Origin of the sequence: Rhodococcus sp. UYP9 (genome assembly GCF_040547235.1) — a bacterium.
GTDB lineage: Bacteria > Actinomycetota > Actinomycetes > Mycobacteriales > Mycobacteriaceae > Rhodococcoides.
Window position 1 is genome coordinate 1 of the sequence record NZ_JBEPPH010000007.1, and the last position, 24,647, is coordinate 24,647.

27 protein-coding genes and 4 tRNA genes are annotated in these 24,647 nt (G+C 59.7%); 15 read left to right on the forward strand and 16 right to left on the reverse strand.

What is annotated here, in order from left to right; translation table 11 throughout:
• Positions 1-301 precede the first annotated feature (301 nt).
• The 5 genes from ABIB36_RS18200 to ABIB36_RS18220 form a co-directional block, all read right to left on the reverse strand.
• A complete protein-coding gene (locus tag ABIB36_RS18200) occupies positions 302-1,558 on the reverse strand; it encodes a toll/interleukin-1 receptor domain-containing protein (RefSeq protein ID WP_354562556.1) in 1,257 nt (418 codons plus the stop codon).
• A 1,198-nt stretch (positions 1,559-2,756) separates the two neighbouring features.
• A complete protein-coding gene (gene msrB, locus ABIB36_RS18205) occupies positions 2,757-3,185 on the reverse strand; it encodes a peptide-methionine (R)-S-oxide reductase MsrB (RefSeq protein WP_354562554.1) in 429 nt (142 codons plus the stop codon).
• A 9-nt stretch (positions 3,186-3,194) separates the two neighbouring features.
• On the reverse strand, positions 3,195-4,451 hold the full coding sequence (locus ABIB36_RS18210; RefSeq protein WP_084348761.1) for a glycosyltransferase family 87 protein: 1,257 nt from the start codon (positions 4,449-4,451) through the stop codon (positions 3,195-3,197).
• A 91-nt stretch (positions 4,452-4,542) separates the two neighbouring features.
• Positions 4,543-6,105: an alpha/beta hydrolase gene (locus ABIB36_RS18215; RefSeq protein ID WP_084348762.1), complete on the reverse strand. Its 1,563-nt coding sequence runs from the start codon at positions 6,103-6,105 to the stop codon at positions 4,543-4,545.
• Between the two features lie 13 nt (positions 6,106-6,118).
• A complete protein-coding gene (locus ABIB36_RS18220) occupies positions 6,119-6,937 on the reverse strand; it encodes a pyrimidine reductase family protein (protein WP_354562552.1) in 819 nt (272 codons plus the stop codon).
• A gap of 34 nt (positions 6,938-6,971) precedes the next feature.
• Between ABIB36_RS18220 and zapE the strand changes: the two genes are divergently transcribed.
• Positions 6,972-7,985 (forward strand): cell division protein ZapE, encoded by a 1,014-nt coding sequence (gene zapE, locus ABIB36_RS18225; protein ID WP_084348764.1) that lies wholly within the window; start codon positions 6,972-6,974, stop codon positions 7,983-7,985.
• 39 nt (positions 7,986-8,024) lie between these two features.
• Here zapE and ABIB36_RS18230 read toward each other — a convergent pair whose 3' ends face one another.
• From ABIB36_RS18230 to ABIB36_RS18245, 4 genes are all read right to left on the reverse strand, one after another.
• Positions 8,025-8,561 carry a GNAT family N-acetyltransferase gene (locus ABIB36_RS18230; RefSeq protein WP_084348765.1) on the reverse strand — a complete coding sequence of 179 codons (537 nt, stop codon included), beginning with the start codon at positions 8,559-8,561 and terminating at the stop codon, positions 8,025-8,027.
• Positions 8,558-9,010, reverse strand: coding sequence for a ribosomal protein L7/L12 (locus ABIB36_RS18235; RefSeq protein WP_256895922.1), 453 nt, complete (start codon positions 9,008-9,010; stop codon positions 8,558-8,560). The genes ABIB36_RS18230 and ABIB36_RS18235 overlap by 4 nt, the downstream gene beginning before the upstream one ends.
• Positions 9,011-9,104: 94 nt before the next feature.
• The gene (locus tag ABIB36_RS18240; RefSeq protein ID WP_354562548.1) at positions 9,105-9,779 is read right to left on the reverse strand and encodes an alpha/beta hydrolase family protein; all 675 of its coding nucleotides are present in this window, start codon (positions 9,777-9,779) and stop codon (positions 9,105-9,107) included.
• Positions 9,776-10,039 (reverse strand): hypothetical protein, encoded by a 264-nt coding sequence (locus tag ABIB36_RS18245; protein ID WP_354562545.1) that lies wholly within the window; start codon positions 10,037-10,039, stop codon positions 9,776-9,778. The genes ABIB36_RS18240 and ABIB36_RS18245 overlap by 4 nt, the downstream gene beginning before the upstream one ends.
• A gap of 324 nt (positions 10,040-10,363) precedes the next feature.
• Between ABIB36_RS18245 and ABIB36_RS18250 the strand changes: the two genes are divergently transcribed.
• The 6 genes from ABIB36_RS18250 to ABIB36_RS18275 all read left to right on the forward strand — a co-directional run bounded on the left by ABIB36_RS18250 (position 10,364) and on the right by ABIB36_RS18275 (position 15,889).
• Entirely contained in the window at positions 10,364-11,488 is a 1,125-nt protein-coding gene (locus ABIB36_RS18250; protein WP_354562543.1) for a tyrosine-type recombinase/integrase, read from the forward strand.
• 1,072 nt (positions 11,489-12,560) lie between these two features.
• Positions 12,561-13,385, forward strand: a complete 825-nt coding sequence (locus ABIB36_RS18255) for a helix-turn-helix domain-containing protein (RefSeq protein WP_354562541.1) — start codon at positions 12,561-12,563, stop codon at positions 13,383-13,385.
• 253 nt (positions 13,386-13,638) lie between these two features.
• A complete protein-coding gene (locus ABIB36_RS18260; RefSeq protein WP_354562539.1) occupies positions 13,639-13,938 on the forward strand; it encodes a hypothetical protein in 300 nt (99 codons plus the stop codon).
• Positions 13,935-14,288 (forward strand): hypothetical protein, encoded by a 354-nt coding sequence (locus tag ABIB36_RS18265; RefSeq protein ID WP_354562537.1) that lies wholly within the window; start codon positions 13,935-13,937, stop codon positions 14,286-14,288. The genes ABIB36_RS18260 and ABIB36_RS18265 overlap by 4 nt, the downstream gene beginning before the upstream one ends.
• The gene (locus ABIB36_RS18270; RefSeq protein WP_354562534.1) at positions 14,285-14,791 is read left to right on the forward strand and encodes a hypothetical protein; all 507 of its coding nucleotides are present in this window, start codon (positions 14,285-14,287) and stop codon (positions 14,789-14,791) included. The genes ABIB36_RS18265 and ABIB36_RS18270 overlap by 4 nt, the downstream gene beginning before the upstream one ends.
• Positions 14,792-15,052: 261 nt before the next feature.
• Positions 15,053-15,889: a phage major capsid protein gene (locus ABIB36_RS18275; RefSeq protein WP_354562532.1), complete on the forward strand. Its 837-nt coding sequence runs from the start codon at positions 15,053-15,055 to the stop codon at positions 15,887-15,889.
• A gap of 50 nt (positions 15,890-15,939) precedes the next feature.
• On the opposite strand, the gene ABIB36_RS18280 is transcribed toward ABIB36_RS18275, so the two are convergent.
• Together ABIB36_RS18280 and ABIB36_RS18285 are read right to left on the reverse strand one after the other, a co-directional pair.
• Entirely contained in the window at positions 15,940-16,206 is a 267-nt protein-coding gene (locus tag ABIB36_RS18280; protein ID WP_354562530.1) for a hypothetical protein, read from the reverse strand.
• A 108-nt stretch (positions 16,207-16,314) separates the two neighbouring features.
• Positions 16,315-16,581, reverse strand: a complete 267-nt coding sequence (locus ABIB36_RS18285) for a hypothetical protein (protein WP_354562528.1) — start codon at positions 16,579-16,581, stop codon at positions 16,315-16,317.
• A gap of 395 nt (positions 16,582-16,976) precedes the next feature.
• Here ABIB36_RS18285 and ABIB36_RS18290 point away from each other — a divergent pair, with 395 nt between their 5' ends.
• Entirely contained in the window at positions 16,977-17,303 is a 327-nt protein-coding gene (locus ABIB36_RS18290) for a hypothetical protein (protein WP_354562526.1), read from the forward strand.
• Positions 17,303-17,584 (forward strand): hypothetical protein, encoded by a 282-nt coding sequence (locus ABIB36_RS18295; RefSeq protein WP_354562523.1) that lies wholly within the window; start codon positions 17,303-17,305, stop codon positions 17,582-17,584. Before ABIB36_RS18290 ends, ABIB36_RS18295 begins: the two co-directional genes overlap by 1 nt.
• A 1,283-nt stretch (positions 17,585-18,867) precedes the next feature.
• Here the strand turns inward: ABIB36_RS18295 and ABIB36_RS18300 are convergent.
• On the reverse strand, positions 18,868-19,218 hold the full coding sequence (locus ABIB36_RS18300) for a hypothetical protein (protein WP_354562521.1): 351 nt from the start codon (positions 19,216-19,218) through the stop codon (positions 18,868-18,870).
• 309 nt (positions 19,219-19,527) lie between these two features.
• A complete protein-coding gene (locus tag ABIB36_RS18305) occupies positions 19,528-19,731 on the reverse strand; it encodes a hypothetical protein (protein ID WP_354562519.1) in 204 nt (67 codons plus the stop codon).
• Between ABIB36_RS18305 and ABIB36_RS18310 the strand changes: the two genes are divergently transcribed.
• Complete coding sequence (locus ABIB36_RS18310; protein ID WP_354562517.1) at positions 19,730-19,891, forward strand: hypothetical protein; 162 nt, start codon at positions 19,730-19,732, stop codon at positions 19,889-19,891. The genes ABIB36_RS18305 and ABIB36_RS18310 overlap by 2 nt on opposite strands.
• 184 nt (positions 19,892-20,075) lie before the next feature.
• Here ABIB36_RS18310 and ABIB36_RS18315 read toward each other — a convergent pair.
• The 3 genes from ABIB36_RS18315 to ABIB36_RS18325 all read right to left on the reverse strand — a co-directional run bounded on the left by ABIB36_RS18315 (position 20,076) and on the right by ABIB36_RS18325 (position 20,353).
• Positions 20,076-20,150, reverse strand: a tRNA-Val gene (locus tag ABIB36_RS18315).
• 41 nt (positions 20,151-20,191) lie between these two features.
• Positions 20,192-20,262: transfer RNA gene (locus tag ABIB36_RS18320), tRNA-Cys, on the reverse strand.
• Positions 20,263-20,281: 19 nt separating this feature from the next.
• Positions 20,282-20,353: transfer RNA gene (locus ABIB36_RS18325), tRNA-Gly, on the reverse strand.
• 227 nt (positions 20,354-20,580) lie between these two features.
• Here ABIB36_RS18325 and ABIB36_RS18330 point away from each other — a divergent pair.
• From ABIB36_RS18330 to pgsA, 5 genes are all read left to right on the forward strand, one after another.
• Positions 20,581-20,652, forward strand: a tRNA-Val gene (locus tag ABIB36_RS18330).
• Positions 20,653-20,771: 119 nt separating this feature from the next.
• A complete protein-coding gene (locus tag ABIB36_RS18335) occupies positions 20,772-21,230 on the forward strand; it encodes a TIGR02611 family protein (protein ID WP_084348768.1) in 459 nt (152 codons plus the stop codon).
• Positions 21,231-21,335: 105 nt separating this feature from the next.
• A complete protein-coding gene (gene thrS / locus ABIB36_RS18340) occupies positions 21,336-23,393 on the forward strand; it encodes a threonine--tRNA ligase (protein WP_143542246.1) in 2,058 nt (685 codons plus the stop codon).
• Between the two features lie 2 nt (positions 23,394-23,395).
• Complete coding sequence (locus ABIB36_RS18345; protein ID WP_084348770.1) at positions 23,396-23,938, forward strand: ATP adenylyltransferase; 543 nt, start codon at positions 23,396-23,398, stop codon at positions 23,936-23,938.
• Positions 23,939-23,963: 25 nt separating this feature from the next.
• Positions 23,964-24,647, forward strand: a complete 684-nt coding sequence (pgsA, locus tag ABIB36_RS18350; RefSeq protein ID WP_084348771.1) for a phosphatidylinositol phosphate synthase — start codon at positions 23,964-23,966, stop codon at positions 24,645-24,647.

Below are 24,647 nucleotides of genomic sequence, written 5' to 3' on the forward strand. Positions count from 1 at the left end.
CTTCCGTCCAGCCATGTTCTCCATAGTCCTATCCGCCCAGCTCATGGGCAACAAGACTCTAAAACATGATGGCCCCGTTCGCCGGGGACACGCCAAACGTGCTGACAGTGCCGAACTCATCGCTGACATAACCCGTGTGCGACACAGAGATATAGCCGTAGCCGCCACCCGCTCTCACCATTCCGTCAAGACCAGCAAAGAATACGGGGAGTCCCCGGCTACGTCTGCCGCCTAGGGTTTCTGCTGGACTCATGCCCATGCGCGTCGAAGAAGTACTTTAGAAAGGAAATAAGTGTTCCTTTCAGTTATCGCACTTTTCTTCGTCCTTCGCGTTGTCTTGGGGATTGGATTCGGATGAATGTGGCAGTGCTTCATGCTCGTCGATCACCTGAGCTTGTTCATCACGCAATTCGATCTCATCTATGCGTCGAACCCAATCCTCAAAGAGTTGTTGGCCATCAAGGAAACTTTGCGCCCCCTGGGATAGAGTTTTGAGCGGCTTTCTTACGTCCCTGCTCACTTTTGCAACATCTTTGATTGTTTCTTGAAATCCTTTTATGGAGTCGATGGATACGCGACCAGCAGAAGCCATCTCGCGGACGCTGCTGAGGAAGCCTTTTACTTGTGTGTCTTGACGCTCATCAGCGCCACGTTCCGCAATGTTAGTGAGAATCACCGTCATTAGGTCATTCATGTTGAAAGCTTGATCGGCGTATCTGATGCCGTTTTGTTTGAATTCTTCTGAGACGGGTATCAGATCATTTGCGTATTGTTTTGCTACAAAAAGTCTTGCTGCTGCGTTCTTTTTTGCTGCCGCGGTCATCTTAGGATTGTAAATGTTGGTAACTTCGGTGACCTTGGTCATCAACGTCCCATAGTTTTCAATCGTCTTCTGCCACTCCGGGAATAGCTCCTCTTGTGCGGCGATAGCATCCAAGACGCCCAGAGAATCATCGTCTTCATCATCGTCATCACCCAGTTCATCTAGATTCTTCGGCTCTTTGTCGATCTTGGCAAGCAAGTATTCGGGACGTTTTGCAACTTCTTGAGAGATTTCGACAAGCCGATGCGCAAGCTTCGCTACTGCGGTCAGGTACTCTTCACTCTGCTGATCTTTGATACGGAGCTTTGTGAAGTCTTCGTATTGACTGCCTGCTATTACTCGCCTGACGTCATCGGTTGAGTCTTCCGCTAGATCATCCACAGGTGCATAGAGGATCGGGAGTAGAAGTTCGGGAACTTCGCGGGCCTTCGCATTAGCGGCAAAGATTAGAAGCTCGCGGCGGCATTCGTGGCTAAGCATGAACCTAGGCGTGATGATTGCGATGAAAAACGAGGTCGCGGTGAGTGCATCATCGATGGTTACCCTCCACTTTGCGCCCCATGCCAGATCCTCACGGTCGACAAATAGTTCCAAACTGGATGCTGTAAGGAATTCGAATTCCTCCTTTAACAGCCGAGCCAGGTTGAGGATCCGCCCGTGCTGTGAGTCGTTGTCCTTGTGGACATAGCTCCAAAATCCTGTCGGGTGTACCACGCTGTCGTCATCGAGTGCCATACGAAAACCGTACCGGACAGTGTCCAACAGTTTGATGCTGCCGTCGAATATTTTCTCAGCCTGATGCAGGTAATATTTTTGATGAAATGATATGGTGCTTCGCTTATATCATTCTGCACAAAGGAATCGTCACTGGGCGTTCGTACCATTGTTGTCAGCGACTACTCAGGCGAAAAGCTGCCCGATAAAACCAAGCCGACGAAAATCACGATTCAGTCAGCCGGCACAACCGTCAAGGATGCAACGACATTTGAGCTATACATGTCTGAGTCCGAGCTGCTGAGCTAGTAGACAACATTGAATCAGGCCAGCCGATCATCACTAGATCACAGCCAGCCAAGCCAGCGACACGTAGCAGCTCAGCGAGCACCCCGCCGATCAGTGACAAGCAGCGTGAGGCATGGGCCAAGGTTTAGGAGCTGAAACCAGCAGGTACAACCAACGCTGAGTTCGCCAACACGCTTGAAGACTGGCTGACGACAAACCCAGTTCGAAAGCAGCGCGGCGACGGCAACTACGACAAGATTCAGGCCACCGAACGCGGCATTGCTGCGCCAGTGAATGAGGCCTACGCCGCCGCTCAGTAGCGAACGGTTTTGCTTGCACCTAGTTAAAGTGTGATGCGCGACACGGCGCACCGACGCTGTCTTCTGGTCCATCCCAAGACCGTGACCAGCGAATGTCATTGATGTTGTTCGCAACATCTCGTGTTCTAGCTATAAGTCGGACACTAGCTGTAGTGTTTGGGATACCGAGAGGCCATAACGCAGAAAAACCCCAAACGGGGTAACCGAGTTGGGGCTTGTCTGATTTGCAACTTGGCGGCTGCGAATCCGACAGTACCCCGTCTACGGGATCGGCACACACCAGAGTGTGCGATCTCATCGGCACTGTAATCTCTTGGGGATCGGAGTAAGCCAAATGGCGCACTCGGTTTCAGTAGTTCGTCAAACTGTACGACGGACCGTGTCCGTACCTGTCCGTCGTGTGCGAGTCACGCGCACCATCACAATTAAGCCTGTGCGATGAGCGCGGCTAAGCACCAGCCTCCACAGGTCCCTAAGAGTGGTGGCCTTACGAAGGACCGTTCGCAGAACAATGACGGTAGCTGGCGTGATAAATGTAGCGATGCAGGCAAGAAGCGCAAGTAGGCGCTAGACCGACAGTGCCCCGGTTCATCCGAACCGGGGCACTTCTGTCACGGCAACGGGTGTAAAACGAGACTTATCGAGTTGATGCAGTACCGCTGATCTGTGGGCGTCGGGTAGCCCTCTCCCTCGAAGACATGGCCGAGGTGGCTGTGGCAGTTCTTGCAGATGACTTCCACGCGTCGCATCCCGAGCGTGGTGTCCTCGTTGAGGATGACTGCGTCACTGTCTGCAGGATCGAAGAAGGACGGCCAACCGCAGTGTGACTCGAACTTCTCGGTACTGCGAAACAGTTCGGCTCCGCATGCGCGGCAGCTGTACACACCATCGGTTTTGGTGTCGGTGTACTCCCCGACGAACGGACGCTCGGTGCCCGCCTGACGCAGGACTGCGTACTCCTCGGGGGTGAGCTTCTCGCGCCATTGTGCGTCGGTGAGCTGAACGGCGGGAACAGAATTTTTTTCGGTCGCTGAACTCATGACACCACGCTAATACTTCTCGAGCTGCTTCGTTGTTTGCGCAGGTGAGCTCTCCGGAAGAAGGTACTCGGGTTCGATTCCGTCGTCGAGGCGGCCGTCACTGCGAGCAGCGAAGTACCGTCCGATCAGAACCGAGAAGATCACGATGATCAGCAAGCTCCAGCCGAATGTAGTGCGCATGTAGTCCATTGCTCGACCTCCCGTCGGGAATCGACCGGACAACCAGCGGTCGTAGCTCATGAATCCATAGATTGCGAGCCACGCCGGCCAATTTCGGAGAACCGAGTTCTTGAGAACGACCGTCATCAACAGTGGGAAGAGCAGCATCGAGTAGTACATCTGGCCGAGTGACCCGAGTAGCCAATGTGCAGTCAGTACCAGGCCCGAAGTTGTCGCTATGAAGAACAGGCGGTCCTCGCGACAGTAGCGGTAGAGCAACCACAGCGACACCAGAACCATCATGCCGAGAACCCCGCGGATTCCGTAGATCAGGAGCTCCGGCAATCCGTAGTAGCGGCCGTTGCCGACAATCGCGCTGTTGAAGTAATCGCGCGACTCGAGGAGATAGGGGAGGGTGCGGTCGATGAACTCCATCGGGTCCACCGACAGCGGCCAGGCGATCACGAGCAACACGACCGGAATTGCGATTGCGGTGATGAAAACTTTCCACTGCTTGGTCATCAGCGGAATGATCAACAGCGGTGCGAGGATCGGTTTGATGGCTAGTGTCAGCCCCATCGCCACACCGGCGGACAAGTCTTTTCGCTGGAGCAGCCAGTAGATGAATGCAACCTCACCCAACAGAACGAAACCGTTGAAGTTGGTGAACACCAAAGTGTTGGTCACTGTTTCACTCGCGAAGGCAGCGAGGAGAAGTGCAGGCGCTGCGACAGAGTTCAGTCCGAAGCCGAAGATCTTGAGCAAGATGTACAACGCAAGAACGATGGCAATCGTGCTCGCCAAGATGAACAACCAGCGAGAGCGTTCGGGATCGATGATTGCGAGAGGCGACAACAGCATCGTCGCGCTCGGCTGATAGAGATAATGCGGATCGACCGAGTCGAAGTTCGCCGTGTACACCGGCTCGCGATTGAGAAACGCGAGAGCAGCCCGGTAGACGGGGATGAAATCATTGGTGAAGTCACCGTTGACCGCCCGTACGATCGCCCGGTTGAGAACAGTCATGATGGCGATCGGCCATAGCGCGAACCGGACTACATCCGCGGTCGTCCGGCCGTTGCGGGGCTCGAGGAAGCTAAGTGACACGTGGGAACGGTACCTTGACCGGGCTCGGGCAATGACCGTCGACACCCGTTGGGTGTGTTCGGTACCACTCCGTGGATCGGCACCAGACGTGTCATGCGGGACAGACGCTGCCATCGGGAGGAAGCGACGCGTCGGTCGCATACGCAGCGGCCGCGGCCTGGCCGCACACGGACCCGCCGATCACCGGGTGGCCGGCACCCTGCCACGTCATTGCGGCCGAACGCGCGCCGGTGGCGGCAACAAGCCCGGTCACACCGGCGAACCCCCCGTTGCCGACGACCGGGTCACCGGCGCCACTGAGTTCGAGAACTGGCACCGACAGCGACGTCGGCAGGGGCGGAGCGGGTGCAGTCGGCCACGACGAGCACGTGAGTGCTGTCAGGGCGGCGTCGGTGCCGAAGATGGGGTACTGCTCGCTCCAACTTGCGCCGGCATCCCGCACGGCCTGCGGGGACGGCCACTGCCGGCCGTCGATGCACCGTGCGACGAACTGACCGTCCGTTCCGTAGGCAACTGCACCGCGCGAGGACAACCGGCTCAGTGCGGACGGATCGCCGGACCTGGCTGCGGATAGTGCATCGGCAAGCTCGAGTGTCCGTCTCGACGGGTCGCCGGAGGACGAGGCGAGTGCATAGGCGATCCCGTCGAGCACAGAGTGGGTCGACAGAGGTGCCAAGGCTCCGCTTGCCACCTGTGTCAGTAGTTCGGATACCGCGGCCTTGGGGTCGGATCCGAGCGAGCACTGGAGGGCCTGGCACCGCTGCACGAACGCAGTGAACGCAGCTTCTCGTCCTTCCGTTTTCTGCTGGGCCACGGTCATTTGATCTACGTTCATTCCGGTGGGCGAATCGAGAATCAACCGCGCCACTCGGTCCGGGTACTGGGCCGCATACGCCAACGCAGTGGATGCACCGTTCCCGGTGCCGATGATGCCGAGCGCATCGATTCCCCAGGCGATTCGAAGCTGTTCCAGATCGCCTGCGGCATAACTGGTAGCGAAAGCGATCTCCTGCGGCTGCAGTAGATCGGTGCATTCGATAGTCGCCTGGCGTCCGACGGCGACGGCGCGGTCCACGGCGTCACCGTCGGACACCGCGAATTGCCCCAGGTTCGCCAGCGTCTCGCGAGTGTCGGCTTTGACACAATCGATGGCTGTCGACCTACCGATTCCGCGCCGATCGATGGCGACGAGCGGGTGAGCCTCCAGCATCGTCGTGCTGTTGCCGGCCGCGAGGTCGGCAAGTGTGGCGATCGACGCACGGTCGGACCCAGAGGTGAAGACCAGGGGTGCGGCATCGGGCGGCGTCCTGTCCAGTTTCGCACGCAGTGCGCCGACGGAGAAGGACCCGAACATCTGACCGGATGGGTCGACGGGCGCGTCGAAGTCTGCGCATTCGAGGACAACCCCGGGTGTGCGAGAGGTGAGGCCGTAGAGATCGAGGGTGCTTTGCGTGCAGTCGATCCACGCAAGATCGTCCACCGGAGCCTGTAATTCTGGATTCTCCGGTTCCGGATCGGCAGTCGACTTGTCGGGTAGCCCGGGGGAGTTCTGCTCGACGGCGACGTCCGGGCGTCCGGACGGCCCAGCACTGCATGCTGCCCCCAACATCGAGACCGAGAGAAGAACTACGAGCAACGATCTTTTCTGCGTCACGCTGCGAGGCTATCTACTTTTCCGCACCCGGAACTTCACCGGTACCGGCCGGACGCACTCGGACCCATCTGGTCAGCAGAGTTCCGTCGTCGTCGGCGAGCACGTGAATACGTTTCATCCGGTGCAGTACTGCGGCGTTCGAGTGCGCAATGCGCCCCGACTTTCCCGCAAGCAGGTTCGGCGAAGTCGTCAGGCATAGTTCGTCGACGCCATCGTCTGCAAGCAGCGTTCCGAACAGGCCTGGGCCGCCCTCGCATAGGACTCGCCTCAGACCCAGTTCGTCCAAGGCCGCCAGGACAGCGGAGGTCGGAACGGTCGTTCCCTCGACTTCGATCACGCGCGCACCTGCTTCGCGAAGCGTCGAACGTGGCTCGGCCGATGCGGAGGCCGTCGTGATGATCGTCGGCGGCACTTCGGTGTCGGTGAGAAGCCGCGATGTCGGATCGATCGACGCCGAGGCAGTGACGACCACTACCGGGGGAACTGGTGCCAGGCCTGCGCCGATTCGTTGGTTCTGTTGTGACTCCGTCAGCCGGACACCCCCGTAATTCTCGCTTCGGACCGTCCCGGCCCCCACGAGAACCGCATCCGCCAGGGTCCGAAGCATATCGAACACGGCCTTGTCGGAGGGTGTCCCGAGACCCGAGGAGACACCGTCGGCGCTGACGGCTCCGTCGATGCTGGAGACGAAGTTCGCTCGGATCCACGGCGCGGTCAGGTTGTCCGGATAGGCGTACAACCGGCGTAGTTCGGCCCGGCCGACGACGCCGTCGGCCGGGTACGAGGTGCCGGAGCCTGGTGTGAAGTAGGTCGCAATATCGAGTAGGCGCACATTGTAGATAAGACCACCTCGTTACGCTTACTAGATGCCTGGACGTCTTGTCGATCGTAATCCTGTCGTTCCCTCCGATCAGTTGATCGCGCAGATGGTCCCCCCGGCCATGTTCGACGAAGTCAGTTTCGCCTCGTACATCCCGGATCCGAATGAACCCAGCCAGGCAGAGGCAGTCGCCAAAGCCGAGTCGTTCGCGGAGAAGGTGACCAAGATTCGCGGGAAGGGAAAACGCGGACTTTTCGGCAAGAAGGCGCCCTCTACCGGTGCAGGCTTGTACCTCGACGGCGGTTTCGGTGTCGGTAAGACCCACCTCCTTGCGTCGATCTTTCACAGCGTCCCCGAACCGAAGGCATTCGGTACGTTCGTCGAATTGACTCACGTCGTGGGCGCGCTCGGCTTCAACAAAGCGCTCGAGGAGTTGTCGGGTCACAGCGTCCTGTGTATCGACGAGTTCGAACTCGACGATCCAGGCGACACGATGCTCGTGTCGCGATTGCTGTCCGAGTTGTCCCAGCGCGGCGTGTCCATCGTGGCAACGTCCAACACCTTGCCCGGTCAGCTCGGCGAAGGAAGATTTGCAGCCGAGGACTTCATGCGAGAAATCAAGAAGCTCGGATCCATCTTCGAGTCCATCAGGGTGGACGGGCCCGACTACCGACACCGTGACCTGCCCCCGGCCCCCGATCCGACGTCCGAGGCCGAACTGATCGAACGGGCGGACTCCGTGGCCGATGCGACCCTCGATGACTTCGACGAGTTGTTGGCACATCTGAGCACACTGCATCCGTCGCGATACGGAAAGCTGCTCGACGGTGTGCAGGCGGTGTTCTGGAAGAACGTGCACCCCGCTTCGGATCAGGCCGTCGCGCTTCGACTCGTGGTGCTCGCCGACCGCCTGTACGACGCAGGTATTCCGGTGACCGGATCGGGCAGCAAGCTCGACGAGATTTTCACCGAGGAGATGCTGGCCGGTGGTTACCGCAAGAAGTACCTCCGTGCGACGTCTCGTCTGCTTGCCTTGTCTCGTTTCGCCGCCGTCGGATGACGCTCAGGTCAGTCGGGTGACGGTCGGGTCGGCGCAGATTCACGACCGTAGTGCTCGCTCCATGACGAAATCGTCGTGGATCTCGGAGCCGAGTGTGAAGGTCTTGGTTCCGACGATCTCGAATCCCTGTTTGGCATAGAAGCGTTGAGCGCGCAGGTTCTGTTGGTTGACGCCCAGCCAGATACCTGCGCAGCGGCCGAGGGTCGCTCGGGCCAGCGATTCGGCCATCAGGGCCGCCGCCACGTCGCTCCCGTGATGGTCGGGAAGCACGTACATCTTGGAGATTTCCATCGTCGGTGCGTACGTCAGCACTCGCGCGACGTCCGGATCCGATGGTGGTCCGGACACGAGCATGGCGTAACCGACCATGGAATCATCCTCGGTCGCCGCCAGAATCGTGCGCTGCGGATCCGCCAGGTACTCACCGAACCGCTCATGCGAGAGAACGCCGTCTATGAACGCCGCTATTGCTGCTCTGGACGAACCAGGCGGGCATGCCAGCGGAAAGGTGACGGCCGCGACATCGGCTAGCTGTTCGGCGTCCCACAGGCCTGCGGTGGTTACGGTGACAGTCACAGGCGATCGACCGCTGCCTTCGCCTCACGCAACGAAAGCTCGGATCGAGCGCGCAAAAGCTTGATGGCGGAAATTGTGTTGCCTTCGGCCTTGAGAGTGCGCAGCCTGGGGATGATGTCCGCCCAAGCAGAGCTATCCACTCCTGATGCATCAGTCGTGGCGCCGAGCGTGGGGATAGGGTTTCCTCGCCCGACGGACTCGACTACATCCTTGGCTTCTTGGAGTCCTGCGCCGGTTCTTTCGCGGAACAACTTGATCGCGTGGATCTTCTTCTTTTCCCCCACGAGGCGATATATGTCTTCGCGCGCCGAGTGGTCCAAACCGGCGAGCATCAATTGTGTTGTGGCAGCGGCGTTCTTGGCTGGACTCTTGCGCGCGAGGAGCCACACCGCGAGCACTGCGGCATCGATGAGGACCAATGCGACGATGAACCATCCCCAGGTGGGCATGGTTCTAAGTAGAACACCTCATCTGAAAGTCGACAGTAGGCGGCATGACGATTGCATAACGACGAGCGCGAGCGCGCCCGGGCGGCCATGCGCCCTAACTCCAGGACCCCGCGTCGAAGAATTCGAGTGCGTTCTCGAGAACCAGGCCGGCGACTCCGTACTTTTTGGCCGACAGATCGTGGCCTGCACCGGAAATCTCGATCGTGGCGGTATGAGCAGGCACCAACGCGATTGCATCGGATAGCTCGGCGGGTGAACCGAACGGGTCCTTTGTGCCGTGTACGAACATCGTTCGAGTGCGCAGCTGGGGGAGATGCGCAGTGCGTGCCTTCTCCGGTTTTCCGGGCGGGTGCAACGGATACGACATCAGAATCAGCCCATCGACCAGTTCTGGCTGTTCGGCGACGAGCATCGATGCCTGCCGACCCCCGTACGAATGGCCACCGAGCAGAATGGGGCCGCGGCGCAGCCTGCGGAGGTACGTCACAGCTGTTTCGATCGACGCGCGGTCCGCATCGGCCTTCGACGGATGCGGGGGACCGGACGGCTTTCGCCGTCGGAACGCCAGATCGAAGCGTAGAACAGTGAATCCTCGCGCCGACCACGCATCGGCTGAAGCAGCAAGGAGCGGAGCATCGAAGTTTCCACCTGCGCCGTGAGTGAGTGCGAGAGAACCCACCGAGCGTCCCGACGGCGTGTGCAGGAAGCCGCGCACCTCGGCTTCATCGACGAACTCGGGCACGTCGACATCGTCGGATTCTTCGGTCATTCGTTCCGGTCGTCGGCCGTCGACGTGCTGTCGGCGGTGTCCTCGGAATGGTCTTCTTTCAAGTTTCCCTCGTCATCGACCATGTCAGCGAAGGCCGTACCCGACACCATTCCGTTGGTGCCAGGAAGAACAACCGTCGGTCTCGAACCCGGGTCGTACTTGGCATCGATGCCGGCCACCTCCTCTTCCGCACGCTTGTGCGCGTCGGAACTGACCTGAGGTTCGCTACCCTCGGTGCTCGGTTGGTTGTCGTCGGCCATCGCAGGCGTCCTTTCGATCGCGGGCTGGAAATCCAGAGTGCACGTCTATGACGTGCATCACCACTCGCGATCGGCGGTAAACATCTCGGCAGACCTGAAGACACAAAAAAGACCCCGGCCGCATCGGCCGGGGTCTATTCGTATGGTGCGCGATACTGGGATTGAACCAGCACATGTCAGGACACGTGATATTGCTTCCGACCAGCGCCAGAATGCCTCTGACGTGGCGATATGCAACACAGTACACATGATCTGGATGTATCCCAAATATTCACTAGACTGGTCTCATGTTGCCTGTATGTTGCCTGCGTCGGACTAGCGCCCATGGCGCGTAAACGTAGCTGGGGCCGGATTAAGAAGTTGACTCCATCAGGTCGATATCAGGCCAAATATTCCGGTCCCGACGGTCAGATGTATTCAGCGCCCCAGACCTTCGCTGCCCGCGTCGATGCCGAGGGATGGCTGACCGACCGGAGGCGGGAGATAGACCGAGAACTTTGGTCGCCACCCGTCGAGGAGGACAGTAAACCCGTCACCTTCGGCGAGTATGCAGGCGACTGGATGGCGCATCATTCCTCGCTGAAGCCGAGAACTAGGCACGAATACGAGAAGTACCTTGATAACTTCATCCTGCCTACATTCAAGGACCAGTTGGTCAGCGCAATCAAGCCCGCTTCAGTCCGACGCTGGCATTCGACCACTCTGGTAGATCGTGCAACCTACCGGACGCGTGTCTATCAGCTACTGAAAACGGTTCTGAACCAAGCGGTTAAGGACGAGCTAATCGCCGGCAACCCCTGCACAATCGACGGGGCAGCGAGCGTGCGGCGGGTGCACAAAATCCGTCCTGCCACACCGCTCGAATTGACTCAGATCACCGAGGCTATGCCCACTCCATACCGGTTGATGATCGGACTATCGGCGTGGTGCGCGCTTCGCTACGGCGAGGTCACAGAATTGCGCCGGAAAGACATCGACATAGACGGCGAGACCATCCGCGTTCGGCGTGGTGTGACTTACATACCGAAGACAGGCTTCGTGGTTGGTCAACCCAAGAGCTCAGCGGGCCTACGCGACGTTACGATTCCGCCGCACCTGATGAGTGCCGTGAGGGCGCACATGGCTGAGCATGTGGCCAGCGGTGCAAATGCGCTGCTTTTTCCCCGCAAGACAAACCCTACGGTCCATCTTGCGCAGGGGGCCTTCGCGCGGGACTACGACCGAGCGCGGGAGGCGGCGAATCGCGCCGACCTAACTTTTCACGATCTGAGGCACACCGGAGCGACGATGGCCGCTCAAGTCGGTGCCACGACGGCGGAGCTGATGGAGCGTCTTGGGCATAGCTCAGCGGGTGCAGCTCAGCGGTATCAACATGTGGCCCAGGGGAGAGGGAAGGAGATCGCCCGACGACTGAGTGAACTGCAGGAAAGCGCAATTAGACAAATTTAGTAAGACACTCGACACGCCGAATCGACGTGCTGATGAACCGAAACTGAACAGAAGATCTGGATAAGTTGCGCGGTGTCGGGGATGATTAGAGAACACAAGAGATAGTTCGAATCAATCACACACCGGAGACAATCAAATATGGCCGCACGACCAGACTTTGTAAACCTCGAAGAGGCTGCCCAGATTTGGGGCGTAGAGGTGCAGACCATCCGCCGTCGAATTGCGGATGGAACACTCACGGGTTATCGGCTTCCGAAAACCCGTGCATTGAGGGTAGACCGCGACGAGCTATACAAGTCGGCAGAACCCGTTCTGCGCGCTTCGTAGCTCGACTAACAACTGAATATAGGACTGATATGAATGCGTACGACGATAACTGCTCCCCCGCAAGCATTTTGGCCGACACAACTGGAATGACCCGCACCGATATTGTCCGACTTGTTCTCGGGCGTCGGGTAGACGGATTTCAGTTTGGTTGCGATTACCACGTGAACCAGGAATCCCTCAGCGCCTATATCGAAGCGCACGGACTCACCGCCTAAATCCCACACACTCGCCGTGCAACTATTCGCGGCCCGCACACCCCCAGAGGTCATCCATGGCTACCGACGCCACCAAGCAAACCGCTTTGCGCGCATCCCGTATGCCGCTCATCGTAAAGGTCTTGGCACCCAACTCCAAAGTGCTTGCCACACTGAGCTATTGCCCGATATGCAGTAAGCCTGACATGAAGGTACGGGCCGACTGGAGTGCCTATCCGCACGTGTCGTCGCATACCGATTTGCAGTGTCCTGGTCCGCATCCGGAGTCACTGCTCTTGTGGCTGCTCGCGGACGCCGACATGAATACTCGCGATCCGAAAAACCTTAACTGGCACGGGTACGACGGTGACGCTGACGACGCGTGGAGTCGAAGCAACCGTGCAGCATCCGAGCGGGTAGCGGGCGAAATGACACGACGGCACGAACTCGCGAACCGATAATTCGAGTCGAGCAACACCCATAACTACATACGAGGAATGCCACCCCACTGACGATGGGGTGGCATTCGAAGAGATGAACGGCAAGTTCCTATGAATAGTACCACGACAGTCCCCGAAGTCAGCAGTCCAAACTTCTCCAAATTGACGTTCTTCAAGTCGATTGGAGGATCGGACCTCAACGCCTCACAACGCGCAGTATTGTCGACAATTGCGAACTTCACCAATGAGCGAGGGCGCGGGGCTTACCCGAGTTTCGACACGCTGCTCTGGGAAACGGGCTTGTCGAAAAATACCGTGCATTCAGCTATCCGGGTCTTACTCGCCAAGGGGTGGTTGATCGTCACCCAGCGCAGTACCGGGCCAGGAATGGCGAACAGGTACCAGGTCGCCATACCGGCAGGCTGGGCCGAAGAACGCGCCAGGTTGCTGGAGTTGCGAAAGAATGACCGAACGAGCGCAGATCGAAGCAAACTCGAAGCAAGTGCTTGCGCTGCTGTAGTCACCGAATCCGAGAAACAGCTGGTAGAAGCCGTATTCGATGGAAAAGGCGCTGACAATTTACATCAAAACGCCGACAAAGTAGCGCCGTCGACCAAAAAGGGGTACCAAAATTTGACCGAAGGGGTACCAAAATTTGGGGGGCTATCAGATCCTCTATCAAATCCTAAGAGATTAAGAGATCTCTCCACGTTGCACGTAGAGAGCGCGCCCCACCCGCTACCGGAGAAGTGGCAACCGAACACAACGCACCGAAAGTCCGCAACCGATGCTGGACTCGACATTGATCCAATAGACGAAGAATTTCGCGAGTGGGCATCGGCAGGACATGCTCGAAGCAACTGGGATAAAGCATTCGGTCGATACATCAAGGGAAAGCTCGAAGATGCAGAAGCACTTCCCTACGGTAGCTACTGACGACAGACTGCAAATAATCGACCGACTGTCGTACCCACATCCCCAGCCATCTTTTCAACCACTGGGTTATCGAGGCACAAGCATCTCGCTTCGCTCGACCAAGAACCCCAACCATCCCCAGCCCCTTCCTTCCCCGCTGCGAGGTCGATTGCGACCCCCTCCAGCGGGGGCAGGGGGCGACGTAATCCATTCGGGCGGGGATCGGGTTGCACCGGCCCAGATTCACGCTCACAACTCTCGTAGGAGAAATCCCTTGACCACAATTACGATCCCACCCCGCACGGTTCACGGCTGGCTCGCGGCCCTCGCGAACTCCCGGCTACCAGTAGACGTGAAGGCAGTCGGGTACGCACTTGCAGACCGCGCCGACGAGGACCTGGCAGCCGCGCCCGGGATTGCGGCCCTTCGGGCGGCGACCGACTCAAAGGAGTGGGTTGTCATTCGCGGGCTGCACGATCTCCAGATGACCGGCTGGGTGGAGAAGATCGTGTCTCGCAAGCCGTTCCTGGCCGACACTTACGATGTGTACCGCCTCCTCGGGGGCAAGCTGTGACTGAGCTGACCGCTGCCGACCTCCCGCCGAGGCTCACGAAGCCGGACGGCAGCCACGACATCCGAGGATGGATCACATTCCTACGGCCCCTGCCGAACGAACTGCAGAACGCCGAGGATGCCACCCTGCATGCCGACTTCGCAGCTCGACCACGCAACCGCAGACGCTACGCAACGGACACCGAGAAGGTGTTGCTTCGGCTACTTGGCTTCGAGATACCCGATGACACGCCAGGATATTCCGGACCGCCTCTGTACTGCCATATCCATTTTCTCGGGAATGTCGTTCGCTCCCGGTCCTTCCCGTCACTCAAAGATCAGATCCCGACTACAGGAGTACTCATCGCATGAGCACCACGACGATCGAAACCACGCCCCCAGTCGACGCTACGGCTGACGAAACCGCACCCGTCGACACCGAGGTGACGCTCGTGTCCCCGGAAGCCCCAGAAACCCAGGACGCCGACGCACCGGCAGGCAAGGGTGGCAACGCCGAATCGGCCAAGTGGCGCACGAAACTGCGCGAGGCAGAGGCCGAACGCGATTCACTCTCGGCAACACTGGACAGTCTGCGGCGCGCTGAGGTAACCCGAGTCGCTAGCGCTGTGCTCGCCCAGGGCACAGACCTGTTCGACTTCGGCGGCTACGACATCGCAGATGTGCTCACCGAGGACGGGGCAGTCGACGCCGCGCGAGTAACCGAACTGTCGAAAGAATTGCAGCTCGCCCGCCCAGGTCTATCCCGGCACGGAATAGGGGCTACCCATCACCAGTTCGGACAGGCGGCCACCGGACCGGCGACTGGGCGCGGGGGCAGTCGAGCCACATGGGGTGGCGTATTGCGTGGTCGCTGAACCTCTGGCAATCCGAGCGCACGTTCGGGATAATTAGATAGGTACAGCGGGGGTGTCGGGAAGAACATCCGAAACTAACCTTGTGGGGAACACAACGTACCCGCTGTAACTCCCGAATCGGACCGGGCGTCGTCACTCGATAGGCGTCCGATCCGGCTCGACACCACAACTTCATACGCGCTAGAGGCGCAACCGGGAATCCCTAGATGGGTAACGGAGAAGTTCGAAATCCGTTGTCTCATAACTAATTAGGGAAATTCCATGGTCAATACCACTGTCTCCGGCGCACCGCTGCTCACTGCGGCCCAGGTCCACGAACTGCTCTTGCAGCCTGTTCTGGCCGAGTCCATCGCGGCTCAGGTCTCCCGCGTTGTTCTCACCAATACTGCTGAGTATCGGGTACCCATCATCACCGATGACCCCGCCGCATCGTGGGTCGCTGAAGGTGCGGAAGTGCCGATAGATGACCTCGGCGTGGACGAGCTGATCATCGAGGCGCACAAGCTAATTGGACTGTCGTTCGTCACGAACGAATTGTTGGCCGACTCGGGACCTGACGCCGCCGCCGAGGTTGGGCGCGGTATCGCACGCGACATCGCGAAGAAGATCGACGCGGCCTACTTTGGGGCATCGGTCACCAACGGACCTTCGGGTCTCGCGAGCCTGTCCGGTGTCCAGACAGTCGATGCGGGCGGCGACTTCGACGGACTCGATTGGAGTGACGAGGCTCTAATGCGGGCTGAGACTGTCGGGGCCACGGTCGGCGCGTTCGTTACTTCGCCTGCCGTGGCATTGAAGCTCGCCAAGCTCAAGGCTGGCGCAGGATCGAACGTCAAGCTCCTCGGATCGGACCCAACCGCACCGACCAAGCGACTCATCTCCGGCGTCCCGCTATACGTCTCGGCGGCAGTAGGCGCAGGCACCGTCTGGGCCGTGCCGAGTGAGCGAGCAATCGTCACCCTCAGGGAAGACGCGACTGTCGAGACCGACAAGAGTGTCGCGTTTACCTCCGACCGCACCGCAGTGCGCTGCAAGACCCGCGTGGGTATCGGCTTCCCACATCCTCAGGCGGTCATTAAGGTCTCGGCTACCCCGTGACCCCCAGATCCCAAGCGGTGCCCGCCGCCGACGCTGTCAGGTGCCGAGTCCTACGGCCCTACTTGATCTTCGACCAAGTGACACAGCGGCAGGTCGGCCCCGGCTCGATCGTTCTGGTCCACCCCGGCACAGTTCGCGGGTGGGTACGGAACGGGTGGATCGAACTCGCTGACACCGACGACGACGACGCCCCGGTCGACACCGACCAGGACGCCGAGACCGTCACGAAGAAGCCAACCGCGCCACGGCGGCGAGCAAACAGGAATGCTCAAGCTGCCGAGTAACCCCAGAATTTCCGCGTCCCACCTGTTGCTCATGCGGGCAGGACGCGGGACCGCTGTCCGCGACTTATCCGGGCGCAGGACAGCACAGAAGCCTCGACCCGTAATCCTGTATCGGGTCGAGGCTTCACCTATATCTACTGGTCAGCGGCGCAACTTGTCGGCACGCTCCATTACTTCAACGCTCGCGTTCGCGCCGGCAATGTCGGCAGCGCCGGCCAACATCCACGCAATCTGAGCGTGCTGCCAGTCGCCGGCAAGCTCAGCCAGCCTTGCCTCTTCGCGATGCTCTTCCGAGCGCGTCTTCATCAGCTCGCGGCCCTCGCGGGCGTATCCGAGTCGACGCTCCTGTGTGCGCTGATCGCGCCGGTCAGAGCGACGCCTGCGGTAGAAATCCAACAATCCGTCCATGATGATGTCCTCTTAAAGTTGGGTCGAATGATGTTTGAAGAAGGGTCGTTTCGCGCCCATGACGCCAACTCAGAACAGCACAGCCGGAAGTTGATGCAACTTCACAGCGACGCCGGACAATCAGAATTTTGCCAAAATGCTGCATCTAAAGCCGTATCTAGATCGTTCAAATCTGGCATCTATAGAGGGTGGGGGAGGACCCCTCCCCCCAGGCGATTCCTCACCACGCAGCGCTCTGATGCACGCAACATTCGCAACCTGAAATGTTCCATAAAAACCGACGGATCTGTGAGAGGACCCCACATATGCCCAGGTCAAAGGCTCTACCTGCAGAAGATTGGTCGCCTGAAGCGGCTCAGTTCTGGCGCTCAACCACCCGCGAGTACACCTTTAACGTGGCTGAACTACTCCTTTTGAAGGAGTTGTGCCGAGTGGTAACCCGGCTCGACCGGCTCCAGGCCGCTGCCGCGACCGAACCGCTCGTCGTGCCTGGCAAGACCGGGCCGATGACGAACCCGTTGTTGGTCGAGGCCCGGCAACTGGCAACGCTCGCGGCCCGACTCGTCGCGTCCCTACGAATCCCCGACGACGCTGTCTCGGCTCCGAGCAACGATGCCGCCCCGTCGCGGCCACAGAAACGGGGCGCAGCTCGCGGGTCCTACTCAGGCACATCGTATGCACCGACCGACGCGCCGCACCTGCGCAGTGTTGGTGGTGCATAGTGGCTGGCCGAGTTAGCCGTGGCAGGTCGGCTGGCAGGGTCACAGCACCCCCTGAACTCGCTGCTGGGCCGTCGATTCCGGTTTGGGCCGACGCCGAGGTGCTGGCGCAGCTCGCGATGATTACCGAGGCGCATCCCGAGTGGCACGAGCGGTACGGCGCGGCGATGCTGTCCGCTCGCGGGGCATGGACTCGGGCCGTCGCCCGCTGGGCGTCCGACGCCGACCTGGACCGTCTCACCGCGCATCGAGCCGTCACGCACTGCCGCCCGTTCTGGCCATAATTACGTGGACCCGCTGCACGACTGGGGATAGGGCGCTAGCCTTGGACCGTGACCGGGCATACATTTGTAGCTCCCCGCCGAAGAGGTATGTTTCTGAAGTTGGTAGAAAGATGCTGCGACTCAGTGGGGCTTGTTTCTTGCCCGACGAGCAGGTGACCCGAGTATTCCGAGTCACCTGCTCGCTGTTAGAAGATCAGCAGAGTGCCGGACTTACGCAGTTGCAGCTGCGCGGTCCATTGTCCGATATGCAGCCGTACCCTTCCTCCCGATGCAGGGAGGAAAGGTACGGTGGGCCTCATGGTGGGTCACGACCCCATACTGATCGCGGTAATTACCGGTCGTAGGTACTCGCTGCCCGGTCTTCCAGGTGTCGCCCGAGTACGGGCGGTGGAGAGTAGAACTCATGGTTGTTTCCAACTTTCAGGTCGTTGATCTTGAGAGCCGACGGAAGTCGGCACCCGTGGCAGACACGGAACCTCACCGATGCAAATGCGGTTCGGAGTGGTTCGTCTTGTCCGGGGGGGCCACGGCTCCTGACCACCTCGCACATGGCGCGGTCGCGATAGACCTCGCAGGGCGGGTCTCCGGATACTTCGGAACGCCGGTATGCGCAGAGTGCGGACAGACTGAAAGTTAACAAAGGAAACGACTGGTCGTGTTGCGGATATGCGCCGGTAGGACTTGATAACAGACGGTCGCGTCGATAGAGTGGATGCATCGCACCTGCCTAGTTCTGGTTAGTCGCCGGTCTTGGTTGTGCTGAAGATTAGAAAGCTCGGTCTGCGCCAACAGACCGGGCTTTTCTTTTGCGATATGACACTACACCTAGTGTCTCCCTATTTGATAGGACACAACATGTTGTGTCATCACTTCGTCTCGGTACCTCACGTTTCAGTAGTTCAGGCGTTGGGTCGCATTGTGGCTTCTCAACCTCTAAAGAGTATAGCGGTACACCCTGTCAGCGCGCCCGCAAGACGTCCAGAACCCCCTCTGAATGCCCCGCAGGCGCATTTTTGGGCGTTTCATGGGAAACGTTGACTCCCAATCAGACGTAGGCGGTTTGAGGGCTCTCGGCTGCATGATTAACCTATGCGGTTTCCGCTCAACTCGAAAGCCGAACGGTCCTCGGGGACGACAACGTTGATATTCGCTGGTCACGCGCTGTACGGGTTGCCTCTCGGTAGCCATGTGCCCACCGATGGATGGGACAGTTATTGCGAGAAGTGCGGCAAGCAATGGCCATGCCCAACGTTCGAGAGCTTGCGTGCCCCGCTCAACCATCTTCACTGCTGTGCTGCCGCCGTGATGTAGTCAGCGAGCACTAACGCCCGCTCCGGGGACAGTTCGACCAGATCGACGCACGAGTCCGACCATTCGATAATTACGTCGTGGATCTCTTCCAGCACAGCACTGCTCACTCGGAGTGTTGCCTGCATGGCGGGGACTAGCTGGTCGAACCCCGGTGCGGCGGCTGCAGATCGGAGCGCGTCAGCCAGAATGAGAGCGTCGGGGCATTCCTGCATGGTCTGGGTGGCGTAGTCACCGGTCCAGGCGACGGCTACGAAGTGCATGTCCGCTGCGTGAGCTTCGCGGACCTCGACCAGATCACCCATGCTGTTCAAAACGGCCTTCATGATGCGGTTCCTCCTGTAGTGGATGGTATAGGCGCTAGAGATTAAGTGCCTAGGGATGAAGTGCGCAGACTAAAGGCCAAAGCTTGGGACCTCCCAAGCAACCTCCCAAATTTCCGATCCCCGTTTGTCCGCGCCAACGCCTCTGGCCCTGCGGCGAGTTGGCCGCAAGGCGTCGAGGTATTACCCCTGGGGCGGGGATCAGTCGCCCGAGGGGTCCCGGCAGCTAGTTCTGCCGAGCTTCGTAAGGGATCACAGTGACTAGAGCGGTCGTTTACCGTCTGACCCGCCAGATAGCGACGTGGAGCGTCGCTACGGGCGAGTCAGATTGCTGGGGTGGACGGTCTCGATGCCGCCGTCAGCCCAGCAGACGGCGACGAGGACGCCGCGCAGTTCCAAGACAGTGCAGGGTGTGCGGTGGCGTCCCGAGATGCCGACGTAGACAACTCGAAGGCGCGGGGCGCACTCGGCTGTTGTGAGACGTAGTGATTCCGCGACAACATTCGTGTCAGGCATGGACGTACCAGCCGAGAGTGAAAACGACGCGCAACAAAACGACGACGAGCGCATACGCACCGATGATTCCGAGCAAGGCGAGGAGCCCGGCTATCGACTCGCGGCTCGCGGCGACTGCGCGCCGGCGGCAAAGGGAGTCGTTGTTCCTGGCGGGGGATAGACTTATGGGACGGTGCAACGGAGTCAGCTTCCGTTCGGGCCGCAGGTCTTGGTGGGTGTTGGAGCACCTACTGAGACCGTTTTTTTGCGGCTACCGCGTGGCCAGTCCGGCTAGTCAACTTGCCTGTATCTTGCCTGCAAACAGAAAAGGCACCCTCGAAAGGGTGCCTGACCTGCGCTTACTATGGTGCGCGATACTGGGATTGAACCAGTGACCTCTTCCGTGTCAGGGAAGCGCTCTCCCGCTGAGCTAATCGCGCAAGATCAGAAGTTGAAGGTCGGGAACCTTCGCTTCGTTACGAGGTGGAGACGGGAATCGAACCCGTGTGCACGGCTTTGCAGGCCGTTGCCTCACCACTCGGCCACTCCACCAACGGGCCCTAGTCCCTCGAGCGGATGACGGGATTCGAACCCGCGACCCTCACCTTGGCAAGGTGATGCGCTACCACTGCGCCACATCCGCATGCTCCTCAGAGGCAGTTGCTCTCTCTGCGGTGCGGTCAAAACATTAGACCAACGGCAGACGAACTCACAAATCACGTGGTCAGAGGCCGGTTTGAGTGGGTCGAGCTGCGTGGAACGGTCATGAAGGGCTCAGTGGACGACGTCCTCCGGATGAAGTCAGGGCGATTCGGGATTCATTGGGGGCTTCTGTTAATGTTCTGCCTCGTTCGGCGAGAGTCGAAACACGGTCCCGTGGCTCAGTGGGAGAGCGTCCGCTTCACACGCGGAAGGTCGCTGGTTCGATCCCAGCCGGGACCACAAGATTGCAACAAGCCCCCTGCCCTTACGGGTTGGGGGCTTGTTGCATGTTCGGGGCGTTTCATGTTCCGGAGTCGTATGTTCCGAGCGCGAGTTCCGGATTCGTCTAATCTGGGACGGTGGCAGCCGACGACGTTCGCACCGATCAGGCGGAGATCGATAACGAGGGCAGTGTTCTCGACCGACTTTCCCAACGGAGGCAGCGACTTCGCGACAAGATCGGGTCGAATGCGGCGCTCGACCTGACCTATCGCATCGTGGTCGGTGTCGTCGGGCTTGCAGTCCTGGTTCTCGGCATCATTGCGATCCCGTATCCGGGCCCGGGCTGGCTGATCGTCTTCGCCGGGTTGGGGATCCTCGCATCCGAATTCACCTGGGCGCATCGGCTCCTACAGTTCGCCCGCGGGAAGTACGACGCGTTCATGGATTGGTTCTCGCGACAGCCGATCGCAACCAGGGCAGCTGGGGTGCTGTTCACCGCAGGTGTGGTCCTTGCGACGCTGTGGTTGATCGGTGGTCTGTATCTGGTCGCCGGTTGGGTCGGGCCGGACTGGCAATGGCTGGCGAGCCCACTCTGACCATGCAGGCCGGAGTGAGTTAAGAGTCCGAAGTGAGTTCCCGATAGGCTGTCCTTCGGTCTCACCAGACCGATATGACCTATCGAGGAGTACATCACCGTGACCATGCCCGTAACAGACGTCTCACCCGCCCGCATCATGGTGCCGGCTGGAACGACCGCTGGAACGGCGTTACGGGACACAGGTCTCCCCAACAAGGGGCCCGACGCCATCGTGGTGGTCCGAGATGCCGAAGGTCGCCTTCGTGATCTGTCGTGGGCTCCTGAGGGTGATGCCGAGGTCGAGCCGGTGGCCGCGAACACCGAAGACGGTCGAAGCGTCATTCGTCATTCGGCCGCACACGTCCTCGCGCAGGCCGTCCAAGAGCTCTTTCCGGACGCCAAACTCGGAATCGGTCCGTTCATCAAGGACGGCTTCTACTACGACTTCGACGTGAAGACTCCTTTCACTCCCGAAGATCTGACTGCTCTCGAGAAGAAGATGAAGCAGATCGTCAAGGCCGGCCAGCGATTCTCGCGGCGGTTGTACGAGTCGATCGAGCAGGCACGCGAAGAACTCGCAGACGAGCCGTACAAGCTCGAGCTCGTGAACGACAAGTCCGGCATCGACGATCCCGAGATCATGGAAATCGGCGGCGGTGAACTCACCGCGTACGACAACTTGAATCCCCGAACCGGAGAACGCATCTGGGGGGATTTGTGCCGCGGGCCGCATATCCCGACGACCAAATACGTGCCGGCGTTCAAATTGACTCGTAGCTCCGCCGCATACTGGCGCGGAAACCAGGACAACGCGGACCTGCAGCGGATCTACGGCACTGCCTGGGAGTCGACCGAGGCGCTGGACAAGCACCTCGAGTTGCTGGCGGAAGCCGAGCGCCGAGACCACCGAAAGTTGGGTTCGGAGCTCGACTTGTTCAGCTTCCCGGACGAGCTGGGCTCCGGTCTTCCGGTATTCCACCCGAAGGGTGGCGTGATCAGGAACGAGCTCGAGAACTACTCACGTCAACGTCATATCGAAGAGGGCTACGAGTTCGTCAACACTCCGCACATCACCAAGGGACATCTGTACGAGGTTTCCGGCCATTTGGATTGGTACCGCGACGGCATGTTCCCCGCGATGCATCTCGACGCCGAACTCGATGAGGACGGCGAGGTGCGCAAGCCCGGCCAGGATTACTACCTCAAGCCGATGAATTGCCCGATGCACAACTTGATCTTCCGCTCGCGTGGTCGGTCGTATCGGGAATTGCCACTGCGCATGTTCGAATTCGGGTCGGTGTATCGCTACGAGAAGTCCGGTGTGATTCACGGACTCACTCGAGTGCGCGGAATGACCCAGGATGATGCTCACATCTTCTGCACACGGGATCAGATGCACGAAGAGCTTACTCGGGCACTTGAATTCGTGCTCGGCCTCCTGAAGGACTACGGGCTCGACGAGTTCTATCTCGAACTGTCGACCCGTAACCCGGAGAAGTCCGTGGGAAGCGACGAGGTGTGGGAGGAGGCAACTAACACTCTCGCCGAGGTCGCGGCCGCATCGGGCCTGGACTTGGTGCCGGATCCAGGCGGTGCCGCGTTCTACGGCCCGAAGATCTCGGTGCAGGCCAGGGACGCTCTCGGTCGAACCTGGCAGATGTCGACCATCCAACTCGATTTCAACTTGCCCGAGAGGTTCGAGCTCGAGTACACCGCGTCCGGTGGCGCCAAAGAGCGTCCGGTCATGATTCACCGGGCTCTGTTCGGCTCTATCGAGCGATTCTTCGGCCTTCTGACAGAGCATTACGCTGGCGCGTTCCCAGCGTGGCTGTCACCGGTACAGGTCGTCGGCATCCCCGTCGCCGAAGTCCATCAAGACCATTTGTTCTCCGTGGTTGCCGACTTGAAGAAGCTCGGGATTCGTGCGGAGGTCGACGCGAGCGACGACCGGATGCAGAAGAAGATCTTCAACCAGACCGCGCAGAAGGTTCCTTTCATGCTTCTGGCAGGGGAGCGCGACGTCGAGGCAGGCGCTGTCAGTTTCCGATTCCGTGACGGCACCCAGGTCAACGGTGTCCCGACAGCTGATGCGGTAACGCTGATTGCCGACTGGATCACCGCACGCACCAACACATCTCCTACTGCCGCGCTCTTTCTTCCCGACACTTCAGGAGTGAGCTGACAATGCCCGAACACGATGCGGCGATCGTCGACACCGGTCTCGGTCATCCCGATCGTCTGCAACGGTTGTGGACGCCGCATCGGATGTCGTACATAGCCGAGGCACCCGGGGCGAAAAATCAGTCGAGCGAACCGTTCTCCGACATTCCGCAGATGAGTGACGAGGATGGTCTTGTCGTGGCGCGGGGTGAGCAGGTCTATGCCGTGCTCAATCTCTATCCGTACAACCCCGGGCACACGATGGTCGTGCCGTACCGGCGTGTGGCCGCACTCGAGGATCTCACCTCCGCCGAGAGCGCCGAATTGATGGAGTTCACTCAGCACACCATTCGCGTGATCAAAAGGGTGTCGCGGCCACACGGCTTCAACGTGGGTCTCAACCTGGGTGCTGCTGCCGGCGGTTCGTTGTCCGAGCATCTGCATCAGCACATCGTTCCCCGATGGGGAGGCGATGCGAACTTCATCACCGTGATCGGCGGCACCAAGGTGATGCCTCAGTTGCTACGCGAGACTCGTGCTCTGCTGGCATCGGCATGGAACGAATGAGTCGGCGCGGCGACGGGACGTCGTCATGCTGAGTGTCTTCGGACGGGCGTCGGTATCGAAGCTGACCGCCCCGCTGGGTAAGGCGCTGAACAGCACCGGGCTGACACCCAACTCCGTGACGCTGATCGGAACGGTCGCGACAGTGACGGCCGCGGTGACGCTCTTCCCGGGCGGCTACCTGTGGTGGGGATCAGTCGTCATCACGTTGTTCGTCTTGTTCGACATGCTCGACGGTGCAATGGCTCGGGCCAGAGGCGGTGGCACCAAGTACGGTGCGGTTCTCGACGCCACCTGCGACCGGGTCGCCGATGGTGCCATTTTCGGTGGACTTGCGTGGTGGGCGGTGTTCACCGAGAACGACAAGCCATTGCTGATCGCAACGCTGATCTGCCTCGTGACTTCGCAGGTCATCTCCTACGCCAAGGCGCGCGCCGAAGCATCAGGTCTGTCTGCCGACGGTGGTTGGATAGAACGCCCGGACCGTCTGGTGATCGTGCTCGTCGGCGCCGGATTGACCGGTGTCGGTCGCCATTTCGACATTCCTTGGCTACAGAGCCTTATCTATCCAGCGATGTGGATTCTCGCAGTGGCGAGTGTGGTGACAGTCTTTCAGCGAGTACTCGCCGTACGGCGTTCCGAGGGCGCACGCGAGATCATCTTCCCGCCGACCACGCCGCCCGAAGCCGGATCCGATGGGAAGGCCGAATAG

Excerpts from the sequence above, each read along its gene's own strand:
- ABIB36_RS18235 (WP_256895922.1), bottom strand. The coding sequence starts at position 9,010 with ATGCCCACCTGGGGATGGTTCATCGTCGCATTGGTCCTCATCGATGCC.
- ABIB36_RS18250 (WP_354562543.1), top strand. The coding sequence starts at position 10,364 with ATGGCGCGTAAACGTAGCTGGGGCCGGATTAAGAAGTTGACTCCATCA.
- ABIB36_RS18200 (WP_354562556.1), bottom strand. The coding sequence starts at position 1,558 with ATGGCACTCGATGACGACAGCGTGGTACACCCGACAGGATTTTGGAGC.
- ABIB36_RS18275 (WP_354562532.1), top strand. The coding sequence starts at position 15,053 with ATGGTCAATACCACTGTCTCCGGCGCACCGCTGCTCACTGCGGCCCAG.
- ABIB36_RS18285 (WP_354562528.1), bottom strand. The coding sequence starts at position 16,581 with ATGGACGGATTGTTGGATTTCTACCGCAGGCGTCGCTCTGACCGGCGC.
- ABIB36_RS18240 (WP_354562548.1), bottom strand. The coding sequence starts at position 9,779 with ATGACCGAAGAATCCGACGATGTCGACGTGCCCGAGTTCGTCGATGAA.
- thrS (WP_143542246.1), top strand. The coding sequence starts at position 21,336 with ATGCCCGTAACAGACGTCTCACCCGCCCGCATCATGGTGCCGGCTGGA.
- ABIB36_RS18270 (WP_354562534.1), top strand. The coding sequence starts at position 14,285 with ATGAGCACCACGACGATCGAAACCACGCCCCCAGTCGACGCTACGGCT.
- ABIB36_RS18280 (WP_354562530.1), bottom strand. The coding sequence starts at position 16,206 with ATGAGCAACAGGTGGGACGCGGAAATTCTGGGGTTACTCGGCAGCTTG.
- ABIB36_RS18255 (WP_354562541.1), top strand. The coding sequence starts at position 12,561 with ATGAATAGTACCACGACAGTCCCCGAAGTCAGCAGTCCAAACTTCTCC.
- ABIB36_RS18245 (WP_354562545.1), bottom strand. The coding sequence starts at position 10,039 with ATGGCCGACGACAACCAACCGAGCACCGAGGGTAGCGAACCTCAGGTC.
- ABIB36_RS18300 (WP_354562521.1), bottom strand. The coding sequence starts at position 19,218 with ATGAAGGCCGTTTTGAACAGCATGGGTGATCTGGTCGAGGTCCGCGAA.
- ABIB36_RS18310 (WP_354562517.1), top strand. The coding sequence starts at position 19,730 with ATGGACGTACCAGCCGAGAGTGAAAACGACGCGCAACAAAACGACGAC.
- ABIB36_RS18345 (WP_084348770.1), top strand. The coding sequence starts at position 23,396 with ATGCCCGAACACGATGCGGCGATCGTCGACACCGGTCTCGGTCATCCC.
- msrB (WP_354562554.1), bottom strand. The coding sequence starts at position 3,185 with ATGAGTTCAGCGACCGAAAAAAATTCTGTTCCCGCCGTTCAGCTCACC.
- ABIB36_RS18305 (WP_354562519.1), bottom strand. The coding sequence starts at position 19,731 with ATGCCTGACACGAATGTTGTCGCGGAATCACTACGTCTCACAACAGCC.
- pgsA (WP_084348771.1), top strand. The coding sequence starts at position 23,964 with ATGCTGAGTGTCTTCGGACGGGCGTCGGTATCGAAGCTGACCGCCCCG.
- zapE (WP_084348764.1), top strand. The coding sequence starts at position 6,972 with ATGCCTGGACGTCTTGTCGATCGTAATCCTGTCGTTCCCTCCGATCAG.